9 protein-coding genes are annotated in these 14,681 nt (G+C 64.0%); 3 read left to right on the forward strand and 6 right to left on the reverse strand.

All coding sequences use genetic code 11. From position 1 onward, the window contains the following. From ACXWUF_RS08355 to ACXWUF_RS08365, 3 genes are all read right to left on the reverse strand, one after another. On the reverse strand, positions 1-213 hold a 213-nt coding region (locus ACXWUF_RS08355; protein ID WP_458494209.1), incomplete at its 3' end, for a hypothetical protein. Between the two features lie 608 nt (positions 214-821). Continuing rightward, on the reverse strand, positions 822-1,628 hold the full coding sequence (locus tag ACXWUF_RS08360; protein WP_458494210.1) for an SDR family oxidoreductase: 807 nt from the start codon (positions 1,626-1,628) through the stop codon (positions 822-824). 96 nt (positions 1,629-1,724) lie between these two features. Next, entirely contained in the window at positions 1,725-2,300 is a 576-nt protein-coding gene (locus tag ACXWUF_RS08365) for a tyrosine-type recombinase/integrase (RefSeq protein ID WP_458494211.1), read from the reverse strand. A gap of 143 nt (positions 2,301-2,443) precedes the next feature. Here ACXWUF_RS08365 and ACXWUF_RS08370 point away from each other — a divergent pair, with 143 nt between their 5' ends. Continuing rightward, positions 2,444-5,473, forward strand: a complete 3,030-nt coding sequence (locus tag ACXWUF_RS08370; protein WP_458494212.1) for a Tn3 family transposase — start codon at positions 2,444-2,446, stop codon at positions 5,471-5,473. A 25-nt stretch (positions 5,474-5,498) separates the two neighbouring features. On the opposite strand, the gene ACXWUF_RS08375 is transcribed toward ACXWUF_RS08370, so the two are convergent. Beyond that, the gene (locus tag ACXWUF_RS08375) at positions 5,499-5,972 is read right to left on the reverse strand and encodes a hypothetical protein (RefSeq protein ID WP_458494213.1); all 474 of its coding nucleotides are present in this window, start codon (positions 5,970-5,972) and stop codon (positions 5,499-5,501) included. Between the two features lie 346 nt (positions 5,973-6,318). Between ACXWUF_RS08375 and ACXWUF_RS08380 the strand changes: the two genes are divergently transcribed. Continuing rightward, on the forward strand, positions 6,319-7,041 hold the full coding sequence (locus ACXWUF_RS08380; protein ID WP_458494217.1) for a response regulator: 723 nt from the start codon (positions 6,319-6,321) through the stop codon (positions 7,039-7,041). Here the strand turns inward: ACXWUF_RS08380 and ACXWUF_RS08385 are convergent. After that, positions 6,998-8,002, reverse strand: a complete 1,005-nt coding sequence (locus ACXWUF_RS08385) for a sensor histidine kinase (protein ID WP_458494214.1) — start codon at positions 8,000-8,002, stop codon at positions 6,998-7,000. The genes ACXWUF_RS08380 and ACXWUF_RS08385 overlap by 44 nt on opposite strands. A gap of 70 nt (positions 8,003-8,072) precedes the next feature. After that, a complete protein-coding gene (locus ACXWUF_RS08390) occupies positions 8,073-8,669 on the reverse strand; it encodes an SCO family protein (RefSeq protein WP_458494215.1) in 597 nt (198 codons plus the stop codon). 608 nt (positions 8,670-9,277) lie between these two features. Between ACXWUF_RS08390 and ACXWUF_RS08395 the strand changes: the two genes are divergently transcribed. Beyond that, positions 9,278-14,542, forward strand: a complete 5,265-nt coding sequence (locus tag ACXWUF_RS08395; RefSeq protein ID WP_458494216.1) for a hypothetical protein — start codon at positions 9,278-9,280, stop codon at positions 14,540-14,542. Positions 14,543-14,681 lie beyond the last annotated feature (139 nt).

Raw genomic sequence — 14,681 nt, forward strand, 5'->3', positions numbered from 1 at the left:
CGTGCCGGTGCCGATCACGAATTTCTCGACGCCCACGGTGGCGGCGTTCAGTCCCAACACCTCCGCCGCGCCGGTCGCGAAGCGCAGCTCGTCGGTCCCGGCCCCGCCGTCGATGCCGCCGCCGCTGTAGGCGTTGGCGGAGCCGACCAGGATGATGTCGTCGCCCGAGGAGCCAGTGACGGAGGCGTTGTTGTTCTTGGTGAAGAGGGTCATGAGGGTGGGTTCTCTGGTGCCTGAGGTTGGACTTATCCGGGTATCGGTGGCCGACGGGCGCCGGAGGGCCGCCGCGAAATCATTCGGATGGCCCATTCGGGCCGTGGGAGGACTTTAACGCAATTGGCGGGAGCGCTCTTGACTGAGCGTCTCGGGTTTCTTGACCGTGCGTCTCACGGGAAATGGCGGCGGGTTGTCAGGCCGACGGGTGATTCCGCACAAACGGATAAAAGCGCTCAAATCGCCAGAGTTTGTGCCTGCGGCGGGGCCTTTGAAACAGGCACCTAGGTTGCGGACGACGGGACCGGAATCCCTTGGCGGCGCGGGTTCCAGGCCCGCCGGGCAAGACGGCGGACCGGCATAGGAGATGGCCGCCTTGCTCGGGACAGGTGGGCGATTGAGCGCGGTTCGCCGTGCCGAACTCGCCGCATGGTCCGGTCAGGATTGGTTGAAGCGGGGAGGGACTCGGCCCCGGCTCGCCATTCCGCCCGACGACCGCCTTGGGTGACAGAGTTCGGTACATCCGGGCGGCTGGCTGGAAGCGGACAGTCACGAGTGCGGGGATTGGGTTTCTCACGGGGCGCAATTCCATCCCTTGATGGCGCCGGTTAAGGATTTCCGCTTCCGCCGGACACGCCATAGACCTGCCCGGTGGCATAGCCGGACTCCTGGGAGGCCAGCAGCACGTAGACCGGGGCAAGCTCCGCTGGCTGGCCGGGGCGTTGCAGGGGAGTGCCGCCCCCGAACTGCTCGTAGGCCCCTTCCGGCTGGCCGCCGCTCACTTGCAGCGGCGTCCAAATCGGCCCGGGCGCCACCGCGTTGACGCGGATGCCCTTCCCGGCGAGTTGCTGGGCGAGCGCTTTGGTGAACGTCACGATGGCCGACTTGGTCTGGGCGTAATCGAGCAGGTTCGCGGACGGGTCATAGGCCTGGACCGAAGCGGTGTTGATGAGGCTGGCGCCGGGTTTGAGGTGCGGCACCGCCGCCTTGGTGATCCAGAACATCGCGTAGACATTGGTCTTGAAGGTCGAGTCGAACTGGGCCGTCGAGAGGTCCAGGATCGAATCCACGGCCTGCTGCTGCGCGGCGTTATTGACCAGGATGTCGAGGCCACCCAGTTCCCGCACCGCGTCGGCCACGAGTTTGCCGCAAAAGCCTTCGTCCCGGATGTCGCCGGGCAAAGGGACCGCCTTGCGTCCCGCGTCGCGGATCAATTGCACCACCTCGCGGGCGTCCGGCTCCTCCACCGGCAGATAATTGAACGCCACGTCGGCCCCCTCGCGGGCGAAGGCGATGGCCGCCGCCCGGCCGATGCCGGAATCGCCGCCGGTCACCAGGGCCTTCCGGCCCAGCAGCCTGCCGGAACCCTGATAGGGGTTGTAAGCCCAAACCCCAGAAAATTCCGTCCCAGCCATTCAAGCCCTGCCTGATCGCGTCGGAGTTGCGGTTGTCGGCTTGCCGAGAGTCCGCAAGGGAGCCGTCCGGCCCGGATGCGTTGGTTCCCGCCGCCTTTAATCGTCCCAGAAGCTGTTGAAGCGATCCGCCGCCAGCTGCGTGTATTGGGTGGTGTGCTGGATGTTCCTGTGCCCCAGGTAATGCTGGATGGCGCGGGTGTCCTGGCCGTCGTTCGCCAGCTTGAAGCCGGTGGCGTGCCGCAGCATGTGGGGATGGATGGGCAGGCCCAGCCGGGCCGCCCCGCCCGCGCGGGCCACCAGCTTCCGGAAGGTGGACTCGGTCATGGGTGCCCCGCGCTCGGTGACGAACACATAAGGGGTCTCGGGATACTCCCGCCAAAGCTGGCGCAGAGCCCGGAGTTCGGGGCCACGCAGGGGCTGGGTGCTCGGCAGGCCGTGCTTGCGCCGCCGCACATGCAGCAATCCCTGACGCAGGTCCACCTGCTCGCGCCGCAGGGCCACCAACTCCGAAACGCGCAGCCCATGGCGATAGGCCAGCAGGATCATGGTGGCGTCCCGGTGGCCATGGCGCCCCAGTTGCCTGGCGGCGGCCATCAGCCGGTCGACCTCGGCCGGCGTCAGGTACTCCCGGCTGCGCCGCTGGGCGTTGGGCTGTTTGAGGGGCGGCTTCATCGTGGCTACACTTTCCCGAAAACGATCATCGGCGCCGGCCCCGCCTCGGGCCTGGAGGCCTCATTTTAGCCCGCCTCGGGAACCGATGCTTTCCCGAAAAGGACCCTTCTAGGGAAAGTATGCCAGGCTGAAGCGCGACCCCGATGGCGACGAAAAACAAGTTACTGACCGTCCTGTCCGAGGCCGAGCAGTTCGCCCTCTACGGCCTGCCGGACTTCGATGACGGGCAGCGGCTGGACCATTTGTCACTCGCCGAGGCGGAACTGGCGCTCGCCAGCCGCCGCCCCGGCCTCGGCGCCCAGGTCCACTGCGCCCTGCAGATCGGCTGTTTCAAGGCCAAGCACGCCTTCTTCCGGTTCACCTGGGACGAGGCGCGGGAGGATTGCGCCTTCGTCCTGACGCGCTATTTCAACGGCCAGGCCTTCGAGCCGCGCGCCATCACCAAGCACGAACATTACACGCAGCGCGCCCTCATCGCGGCGCAGTTCGGTTATCGGCTCTGGTCGGCGGAGTGCCTTCCGGCACTTTCGCAACAGGCCGCCCGGGTGGTCCGCCGCGACGTCACGCCCGGTTTCATCGTCGCCGAACTCCTCGCCTTCCTCAACGAGCAGAAGATCGTCCGGCCCGGCCACACGACCTTGCAGGCGCTGATCAGCGAGGCGCTGTCGGCGGAACGCCAGCGTCTGGGCCACCTGCTGGCCGAGCGGCTGGACGAGTCGGCCCGGGATCTGCTCAAGGCTTTGCTGGTCCGCGACGACACCTTGTCGGGACTGGCCGCCCTCAAGCAGGACGCCAAGCATTTCGGCTACCGCCAGATGGTTCTGGAACGGGAAAAACGGGCGACGTTGGCGCCGATCTACCGGCTGGCCAAGACCCTGCTGCCCGAGCTGGCGATCTCCCGCCAGAACGTGAACCACTACGCCAGCCTGGCCCACTTCTACACCATTTACGATCTGCGCCGACTGCGGCCGGAGCAAGCCCGCCTCTACCTGCTGTGCTATGCCTGGCAGCGCTACCGCCAGCTGACCGACAACCTGGTCGATGCCCTCGGCCATCATATGAAGCAACTGGAGGACCAGACCAAGGCCCTGGCGAGCCAGCGCTATGCGCTGGAGCAGGATCGACGGCAGCAGGCGAGCCGACAGGTCGGGCGGTTGCTGCTGCTGTATGTCGATGACAGCGTGGACGACGCCACGCCGTTCGGCGACATCCGCCAGCGGGCTTTCGCCATCCTGCCCAAGGAGACCCTGCAGGCCGCCGCCCGGCAGCTGAGCCAGAGGCCGGCCAACAAGCTGGCCTGGCGCTGGCAGCTGGCGGAGGAACTGGCCGGGCGGACCCGTCGGCATCTCCGCCCACTGTTCCTGGCGCTCGACTTCGCCAGCACCGCGCCGGACAGTCCCTGGCTGGCCGCCCTCGCCTGGATGAGCGGCGTGTTCGCCAGGGGGCAGCGGCTCTCGCAACGCCCCGTCGACGAATGTCCGGATAAGACCGTGCCCCGTCGGCTGCGGCCCCACCTGCTGGAATTCGGGGACGATGGCCAGGCGGCGCGGGTCCGGGCCGACCGCTATGAGTTCTGGATCTACCGGCAGATTAGGAAACGCCTGAAGTCGGGCGAAATCTACCTGGACGACAGCCTGCAATACCGCCGCCTGACCGACGAGCTGGTGTCCCCGGAGGCGCAGGCCGAAGTGCTCGGGACCTTGGACATCCCCTGGCTGCGGCAACCCCTCGAAGCCCAGCTCAAGGCCCTGGAGGCGAAGCTGGATGGGCAGTGGCGGTCGTTCGACCGCGAGTTGCGGCAAGGGAGGCTGAAGCACCTGGACTACGACAGCGCCAGCAAGACCCTGGCCTGGCGCCGCCCCAAGGCCGATTCCGAGAGCGCGTCACAGGCGCCGTTTTTCGACCGGGTCGCATGTTGCGATATCGCCGATGTCTTCCGGTTCGTGAACGCGCGCTGCCGTTTCCTGGCGGCCATGACCCCGTTGCAGCCCCGCTACGCCAAGCAGGTCGCCGATCCGGACAGCCTGATGGCGGTGATCCTGGCCCAGGCGATGAATCACGGCAACCGCGCCCTGGCGGAGACCGGCGATGTTCCCTACCACATCCTGGAAGCCACGGCGCAGCAGTATCTGCGGACGGCGACCCTGCAAAGCGCCAACGACCGGATCAGCAACGCCATCGCGGACCTGCCCATCTTCCCGCATTATTCCTTCGACCTGGAAGCGCTCTACGGCAGCGTGGACGGCCAGAAATTCGGGGTGGAACGGCCCACCCTCAAGGCCCGCCATTCCCGCAAGTATTTCGGCCGGGGCAAGGGCGTCGTCGCCTATACCCTGCTGTGCAACCATGTGCCCCTGCAGGGCTGGCTCATCGGCGCCCACGAATACGAGGCCCATCACGTCTTCGATGTCTGGTACCGCAACACCTCGGAGATCGTGCCGACCGCGATTACCGGTGACATGCATAGCGTCAACAAGGCCAACTTTGCTTTCCTGCACTGGTTCGGGCGCCGCTTCGAGCCGCGCTTCACCGACCTGAAGGCCCAGCTCAAACAGCTCTATTGCACCGGGGATCCGGCCCGCTATGACGAGGCGCTGATTCGCCCCGTCGGGGTCATCGATACGCAGGTCATCGTCGCTGAAAAAGCCCATATCGACCAGATCGTCGCCACCCTGGCCCTGAAGGAGATGACCCAGGGCACCTTGATTCGGAAGCTCTGCACCTACACCGCGCCGAATCCCACCCGCCGGGCGGTCTTCGAGTTCGATAAGCTGATCCGCAGCCTCTATACCCTCCGTTACCTGCGCGATCCGCAACTGCAGCGGAACGTCCACCGTTCCCAGAACCGGATCGAGTCCTACCATCAACTGCGTTCGGCGATTGCCCAGGTCGGCGGCAAGAAGGAGCTGACCGGCCGCACCGACCTCGACATCGAGATCAGCAACCAATGCGGGCGGCTGGTCGCCAATGCCATCATCTACTACAACTCCGCCATCCTGTCCCGGTTGCTGGAGAAGCACGAAGCCGACTCGAATCCCAAGGTCTTGGCGCTGCTCAAAAAAGTGTCGCCGGCCGCCTGGCGGCACATCCATCTGAACGGCCACTACACGTTCCGTGGCACCGGCCAGGTCCTCGACCTGGAGGCGATCGTGGCCGGGCTGAAATTGGCCTGACGGAATTTTCTGGGGTTTGGGCTTACTACCCCAACATGCTGTTCGGAACGCCGCATGCCTTGTGGGGGTCCCATCCCGGCAGCAAGGGCAGCGTTTTGAGCAGCGGGGATTCCCGGGGCACGTCGCTGAGTGCCTGTGGTGCCAAAGGGGTTTGACGTGGAGCGTGACCGCTGCCCGCCACCACGCCACTCATGGCGGCGATGCCTAGCTGTTTTGGGGCGTTGGCGGGGGACTTGACGTTCCCACGGTGTCCGCTCGAACTTGGATGGGGAACGATTTTTTTGTCCCGGCCCGCCGCCGCCTTGGATTGTTTCGCCTCCTGAGCTTCCTGTCGCCGCTTTTGTTCAATCAACGCGTCGAGTTCGGCGAGCATCTCGTCCGACGATTTCTTCACTGATTGGCCGGTTGTTATCCTGGTCGTGCTGGATTTCATTGTATCCCCCTCCCCCTGTCTGTGGTCGGTTGTGGTTATGGTTGGTTGAGCTGTCTTGATCGACATGCGGGTCATTCGGTATCACTGTCTCGATGGGTGTGGAAAAATTGGCGGTATTTTTTATAAAAAATCACTAATTTGTTTATATCTATAAAACATTTTTCATGCATTAGCACTTAAGTCACACCATTCCTAGTACAGGGCCGTTCAATGCTCCGATTCGGGCCGTTCGCCCTGAGGTATCGAAGGGTGAATGGCCCGAATTGGCTAAGGGTTCCGTTCATGTTTCGATACCTCAACACGAACGGAACTCCTAGCGTTGCACGACCCTGACTCCTAATATAATATTGTTTAGGTGTTCACTTATCTTGCCAGGAAAATTCAAGCTAAATCAACAATGGACGTTGCGATTATGAAACCAAAGTGCCGTATTTGCATTGCTGAAGATCATACGATACTGCGAGAAGGACTACGGGAGTTACTGATGGCCGATATGGACTTGGAAGTCACTTGCGAAGCAAAGGATGGCATCGAAACGCTGCAAGTCATTCGAAAAAATCAGCCGGAACTCGTCCTGCTGGACCTTTCGATGCCGAAAATGAACGGTTTGGAGGTCATTGCGGAAATTAAAAAGCTGTCTCCCCACCCGAAGATACTGGTTTTGACCGTCCACAATACCGAGGAATATATTGTTTGCGCCCTGCGGGCCGGGGCCAACGGTTATGTGCTAAAGGATACCAGCCGGGCCGAGCTTATCCTGGCGATCAAAAGTGTCCTGGGCGGAAAGATTTATATCAGTCCAGACATCGCGAAGAAAATTGTGGAGGGGTATCTGGATGGGAGAAAACCCTCGCTCTCGAAGCTGTTACCGGAAACGTTGACACCCCGGGAACGGGAACTTTTGAAACTTATCGCGGAGGGGCACAAAAACCGGGAAATAGCGGAATCCCTGGGCATCAGCGTAAAAACAGTCGAAAAACATCGCGGCAATCTGATGGCCAAGCTGAATTTGCATAATGTGGCCGCCCTGACCGCATTCGCCATCGAGAAAGGATTGGTGGCCGATCATATCGGCGCGTATCCGGGTGTTCTCAGTCGAGCGGACTCGGCTCCAGCTTCAATACCTTTTCGATGATCTTGCGGGACGGCCAAAACGCACTCACGATGGTTCCGTTCGTGGCATGGGATTCGATGTTGAAGAACCCGCCGGAAAACTCGACTCGTTCCCTCATGCCGATAAGCCCGAGTCCTCGCTTGGATTTTTTCCTGGCGAGTATTTCCCCGAAATTGAACCCTTGGCCGTTATCCTTGATGGTTAGCAGGATGTTGCCATCGGATTTTTCCAGAAAAACCTTCACAAGAGTCGCGTCAGCATGTTTCGCCGTATTGGTGAGCGCTTCCTGTATGACCCTATAAATAATGGTTTTCATGGATTCCGACAAATCATCCTCTTGAATAGTTGTCTCCGTGTCGATACTGATCCCAGCATAAATCTCCTGGAAGTTTCGGCAATACCAGGAAATGGTCGCCAGGATACCCAGATGGTCCAGGGTGGAGGGACGCAAATCCATGGAGATTCGGCGTACCTCTTCGATGGCCTCTTTAATCAGGGATAGGGCTTTTGCCAAGCAGTGGCTATGAATGCCGCCGACGGCCTCGCTCGCCCCATTTTCCAATAGGAATTTAATCGCGCTCAGATACTGACCTATACCATCATGCAATTCCGCCGCGATCCGTTTCCGCTCCTGCTCGTGGGCGGTGATGAAGTGCGATGGCGATAGCTCCCGTTCCGACTCCCATAAACTTTCCTCCAAGCGCCGTTCCTGGGGTGTCCTCACAAAATTATCCAGGTTGACTGGCCGTTCGGAATACTCCACCGGAATCCCCTGCCGGTTTCCCGGCTTCCGCCATGGGGTTACCGCTGGGCCGCCTTCGGCAATATCTTCCAATAAAGCCAGCAAATGGCTTATATCGCCCCGCTCATTCCTATTGGGTGGCAGGCTTTCCGCCCGACTCAAGCCCTGCCGGAACCTTTCATCGTCGGTTTTCCGGTGGGTATTTGCCTTGTCTTTACCGGATTTACATAACTTGTCCATGTCATCCTCTCAAGTGATTCCTTGTCAACCTGTCGATGGAAGCCGAATCGCGAAGAAAATGGTTTCCCCCTTACTCCGCCCCTTTGATTCCATGGAACTCGCGGATTAAATCCCCGGCCCCGGCCAGGCCTTCTATTCTGACCCAGGGACTCTTCGCCGAGGCCCGCATCAGGGTGAGCGAGGCGTGGTTCATCTTGTCGCCCCGGTAGGCATCGAACGCCCTTTGAATGGCGAGTATTTCCGTAAGTTCTCCGGTCAGGAAATACCAGTTCGGCCCGGCTTTGTGCCGCTTGGCGTAAGCCGTCAGCCTGACCGGCGTGTCGTGCTCAGGGTCGATGGAGATCGACACCAGGCGAAGATTGGGCGCCTCGGCTGCCAGCGCGGTTTGCAGTTTGGCGAAAGTCCCCGAGAGAACCGGGCAGATCGTGGCGCAGGTGGTGAAGACGAAATTCACCAGGACTGGGCCGGCGTGGTTCAAAACCGCAGGCAGCGTGGTCTTGTGTCCGTCCATGACCACCACGCTGGCAGCCGGGACGTCGTAGTGGTGGGTGGAACGGGTGTAGGCCGGATTGAGCGGGGCGGCGGCGAATGCGGCCCTGGGGGCCGCGCTGGCGAGCATGAGCGCCGCCGCGAACACAACGGCTTTGGAAAAGGCGTGCGGGTACATCCTGGGGTGCCCTCCGTGGCGATTTGGCAATTGAATCAATACCGCTTTCGGTGAATCTTAGCCCGTTTTTTCGGGGAGTTGAATTATTCTTCGCGCGGCGGGGAATGTCCGGCGTAGTTTCCTTCCACTCCGCTCAGAGGTAGTGAAAAAAACCGTAGCGAGCGCCCCGAGTGCAAGCCAATCCTAAGCCCAGTCGAAGGGTCGCCAGCGGGGCGCGCCGTAGGTCTTTCACAACCTCTCAGGGCAAGCATCCCAGCCGGAACGAAGACGCCGCCGCCCGCCCCCCCATCCTCCACTGAAAAATACGGTGTTTCCCCCATACGAAATGGGGTCTTCACCCCATCGCCCCGTCGCCGCCGCCGCTGTTTAATTCGGGCCGTCCCACGCTTACGAATACCGTTCCGATTCCGGCTCCGCGAGGACTGCCCGCGCCCCGGGATCGCGACAATGGCCGCAGCGGTTCATGACGGCGGGCCGAATGTTCCGGCCGAAGTCCGAAGAAAACCCGCCCCGAGACAACCGGTATGTCCTGGGAGTATCCGCACGGACGCCGGCCCCGGACTCACGCCGGCGAGATGCGACAACCACATGGAAGAGGTTTGCAAGCTATGAAATCCATCGAATTTCGGACGAACCAGCTCAAGGACGGCATCCGGCTGGCCCTGGCCCTGCCGCTGCTGGGCGGGCTGATGGCCCCGGCCGCCTTCGGGGCGACGGTGAACCTGAGCGTCAAGGACGAACTCGGCAATCCGGTCAACGGGTTCCGCTGGGTGCTGGAGGAGGACGACACCATCCAGTCGCCGCCCGGCGTGCGGGTGACCGACAGCCTCTCGCTCCGGCTGCACACCAGCAAGGCCCCGGTGGTCGCCAGCGGCGAGTCGCCGACGGGCGAGGCCGGCACCACCACCCTCAGCTTCACCGAACAGCCCGGCAAGCGCTATTTCGTGTCGGTGCTGCCCTTCGACGGCGGCCACACCCTGGGCGGCGTGCCGGTGAACCTGTCCGGGGGAACCGCCACGGTGACGGCCCAGGTCACCACCCACAACCTGCCCACCGCCCAGGTCTCGGTCTTCGTCTTCCAGGACAATAATCCGATCAACAATGCGCCGGACTTGCCCGGCGAACAGCCCAGTCCGGCCAGTTGCGGTGCCGGTGGCCTGTGTCCCCAGCAGTTCACGGTGCGGGTGTTCGACGGCGGCGGCGGCTATGGCGCCACCGGGCCGGGACCGCTGTTGGCCGACGCCTTCGGTAACCCGCTCGGCACCGAGTACGACACCGACGGCAACGTGGTCAGCCTGGGGAACGGGATCATCCATCCGAACGCCGACGGCGTGGCGATCATCAAGAACCTGGTGCCCGGCAAATACGGCATCGAGGTGATTCCCCCGGCCGGCCAGGGCTGGCACCAGACCACCACCATCGAGGGCACCAAGGCCATCGACGCCTGGGTGGAGGCGGGCAATCCGCCCTTCTTCGCCGAATTCGGCCCGGCCTTCTACCACACCTTCTTCGGCTTCGTGAAAGAGTTCACCGACAGCTCGGTGCTGACCGGCGGCGCCACGGTCACGGGCCGCGTCCTCAACGACCATTTCTCCCGGCCGCCGCTGCTGACCGGCAACAACGGCGCCCCCTTCCCGGAATGCCGGATCGCGCTGAACGACGCCAGCGGCCGGGGCGTCTTGCACAAACCTTGCAACGCCGACAGCACCTTCAGCATCCCGAACGTGCCGCCGGGCACCTACCAGTTGGTCGTCTTCGACAACAACCTGGACATCATCATTTCGTTCGCCACCGTGATCGTGAATCCGGGCCAGACGGCGGTCGCCATGGGCGATATCGCGGTCCCGGCCTGGTTCCACACGTCGAGGCACCTGGTGTATTTCGACAACAACCAGAACGGCTTCCACGATGCGGGCGAAGGCGGAATGCCCTTGCAGAACGTCAACCTCCGCTTCCGCGATGGGCGCGTCTATCAATTCGGGCCGACCGATAGCAGTGGCGAGATCGAGTTCAACGAAACCTTCCCGTTCTTCCACTGGCTGGTCGCCGAGGTGGATTTCGCCCGCCACAAGGCCACCGGACTCACCACGGTGGTGGATGACGGCGGCCCCCTGACCGGCGCGACTGGTGTGTTCCCGGACTACGGCGCGCTGGTCCCGCAACCCCAATTCTGCACCGCCGCCGACGCGGCCATCACTGGCTGCGCCTTGGGGGCACCGCTCAATAACCCTGTCACCGGCAACAATCTGTCGCGGACCCAGACCGGCGTGATCTTGACCCAAGCCTTCCAAGGCTTCGCCGGGGAGACCAACGTCTTCGAGTGGGGCAAGAAGGTTTACACCGGCACCGAGAACGGTGGCGTCTCCGGCATCGTGTACTACTCGAACACCCGCGCCGAGGACGACCCGCGCTATGGCGTCGGCGACCCTTGGGAACCGGGCGTGCCGGACGCGACGGTGAACCTGTACCGGGCCACCCTGGACGGCAACGGCAATATCACCGCCAGGACGCTGGTCAACACCGTCCAGACCGACAGCTGGGACGACGCCATGCCGACCGGCTGCCAGGGTCCGGTGTTCAGCGTCGATCCCGACAAGAATCCCGCCACCAACAATTCGGTCCCCACCGACTGCCTGGACGGGCTGCGCAATTTCAACCAGATCCGTCCCGGCGTCTACAACGGCGCCTACGGCTTCCTCGATTACTGCGCGGCGGGCCTGAATTCGGCCACCGGCGCCTGCCTGAACGGCCAGCCCAAGGTGCCGATGATTCAGGGCAATTACGTCGTCGAGGTGGTGCCGCCCACCGGCTACCAAGTGGTCAAGGAGGAGGACAAGAACGTGGCCCTGGGCGACGCCTGGGCGCCGAACCCGGCGCTCCTGCCGCCGGTCTGCGTCGGCACCGGCCATCTGGTGCCCGCTTACCTCAGTTTGCAAACCGACAGCGCGGGCAACCTGGTCGTGCCGAGCGACAAGGCCATCGCGGCACCCCGCGCCGGCCAGACCCATCCGCTCTGCGACCAGAAACTGGTCGCGCTCGCGCCCCGGCAGAACGGGGTGGCGGATTTCCACCTGTTCACCCCGGTGCCCAAGTCGGCGCGGGTGGTGGGCACCATCACCAACGACCTGATGGCCAACCTCGACCCGACCTCGCCCGGCGCCGGCGAGAAGCTGACGCCCGCCTGGGTGCCGCTGTCGTTCCGGGACTGGACCGGCCGCGAGATCGTCCGCGTCCATGCCGACGAATGGGGCGGCTTCAACGCGCTGCTGCCGTCGAGTTGGACCGCCAACGCGCCGCTGCCCTCGGGCTTCTCGCCCAACATGATGCGGCTCTGCGTCAACGATCCGGGCAACGTGCCGAACCCGGACTTCCCGCTCAACTCGTCGGTGCCGTTCATCCAGGACCCGTTCTATGACCGGAGCTACACCACCACCTGCTTCACGTTCCAATACATGCCGGCCTCCATCACCTATCTGGACACGCCGGTCCTTCCGCAATCGGCCTTCGCCGGCAGCGCCGCCTTCCCGGTGGACTGCGAGCAGCCCACCACCACCCCTGCCATCGCCTCCATCGCGGTGCCCGCGCAGGGCGGCGGCGCCTACGGCCTGACCGGCAACCAAGTGGTGTTGCGGTCGGCGGGCGTCCTGACGGTGCCCAACCCGAACTTCGATGGGCTGGGCCTGACGCCGCAGACGGCCAAGACCATCAAACGCAACTACGGCTTCGGCACCTCCCAAGGCCCCACCACCTGGGCGGCGGCCAACCGGGGCGCGGTGATCCTGGAGAATCAGGCGACCGGCACGCGGACGGAACTGCAATCGGGCCTGACCTGGAACCAGAACCAAATCACCTTCAACCTGCCCAACGGCGGCCTGCCCGCCGGCAGCTACGAAGTCCTGGTCCGCAAGGCCAGCGCCACCAGCACCAGTCCGCAGGGGCCGATCACGCCGGTGGGCGTGACCCTGGTCAAGGGACCGCTGCCGGTGGGTCGTAATCTGGTGCACGTCTCCCCCGGCGCCGCCGGGACCACGCCGATCCAGAACGCCATCGACGGGGCGGCGCCCGGCGACCTGATCCTGGTCCATTCCGGCAACTACGACGAACTCGTGACGCTCACCAAGCCCGTGCAACTCGTCGGCCAGGGCGCCTATTCGACGGTCATCTACGGCGGCAAGAGCACCTTGACCAAGCTCGCCAACTGGCGGGACAAGGTGCGGGGCGCCCTCGCCAACGGCGACTTCGACCTCTTGCCCGGCCAGCCCGCCGATCCCAACCTCCTGTTCCTGACCGAGGAAGGCGCGGTGGTCAGCGTGCTGGGCGATTCGGTCGGGGAATATGACGACGCCCCCTCCCGGATCGACGGCTTCACCCTCACCGGGGGCGAGAACGGCGGGGGCCTCTTCGTCAACGGCCACGCCCGGGGTGTCGCGGCCCCCAACGTCAATCACCTGGAAATCCTCAACAACCGCGTCGTCTTCAACTCCGGCAACGCCTCGGGCGGCATCCGCATCGGCCACAGCAACCTGGCCGACGGCGGCGCCTATGTGGACGCCGACAACGACAACATCCGGGTCCGCTGGAACCACATCGGCCAGAACGGCGCACTGGGCGTGGCCATCGGCTCGCAAGCGGCGGGCGGCGGGGTCGGCCTATTCAAGGGCGCCGACAACTACCAGGTCGCCGACAACTTCGTCTGCGGCAACTTCGCCCAGGGCCATGGCGGCGGCATCGGCCACTACGGCTTCAGCGATAACGGCCGGATCGAGCGGAACACCACGGTCTTCAACCAGATATTGGCCGGCCAGGTGGCGGTCCACGGCGGCGGCGTCTTCGTCGGCGGCGCCCAAGTGCTGCCCGGCCAGCCGGCCACCGAAGGCTCCGGCACGGTGGTCATCGACTCCAACCGGCTCCAGGGCAACCATGCCGGCGCGGGCGACGGCGGCGGCCTGAGCCTCTACGGGGTGAACGGCGCGGACGTGGCGGCGAACCTGAACCCGACCACTTGGGACCGGGTGGATGTCATCAACAACATCATCGTCAACAACGTGGCGGCCTGGGCGGGCGGCGGCATCGCCTTGCAGGACGCCCTGCGGGTCAACATCGACCACACCACGGTGGCGAACAACGACAGCACGGCCACGGCGGGCCAGGCCTTCCCGGCGGGCAACGCCAACCAGAGCACGCCGCAGCCGGCCGGCATCGTGGCCCACCAGCACAGCCCGGCACTGGGCGACCTGGTCAACAACCCCAACGGCTTCTCGGCGCCGCTGACCCTGTTCAACAACATCGTCTGGCACAACCGGTCGTTCTACTGGGTCGCGGCCAATCCGGGCACCCCCGCGGCGGGCGATCCGGCCCTCAACGCCGCCACCGGCACCTACGACGATTACGGGGTGCTGCCGGTGGGCCTGGGCAGCTTGTCCCCGTTGCGGAACCTGACCTCCGCGAACACCCCGGAAGGCGGGGCCGGAACCATTCGGACCAACACCTCGCCCTTCGTCAGCCAGTACCTGAACGGCACGCGCAAGCTGACGGCCACGGGGACTCCCCAAGCGCCGAACGTTTATGCCACCGGGGCCACCTTCGACGAGGCCGGCAACGCGGTCAGCGTGGAATACGGGCCGCTCGGGCAGGTGACGGAGACCTTCAACGCCGCCGGCAACACCAACCCGGTCATGCGGGGCGATTATCACCTGGCGGCGGGCACCAACCAGGCCGTCAACGTGGCGCTCCCAATCACCTCCCTGGTGCCGGGCTTGGGTTTCGACTACGACCGCAACACGCGCCCGGAGATGTTCTTTACGCCCCGCGACATCGGCGCGGACGAGCGGTATCCGGCCACCGGAACGGGCGCACAGCCGCAGCGGCCCTGAGGCGGGGCAGCCTGGGAGTTAAGGCTCATCCTGGCGGTGTTGCGGCCTGACCCGGCGTTGCGCCCCCTTCGTAACTCTCCCCGGTACTCCGGGGGAGAATTGGGGTAACTGCCGTTAAGTTAAATCGGTTCTCACATGA

It is taken from the genome of Methylomagnum sp. (assembly GCF_054333355.1).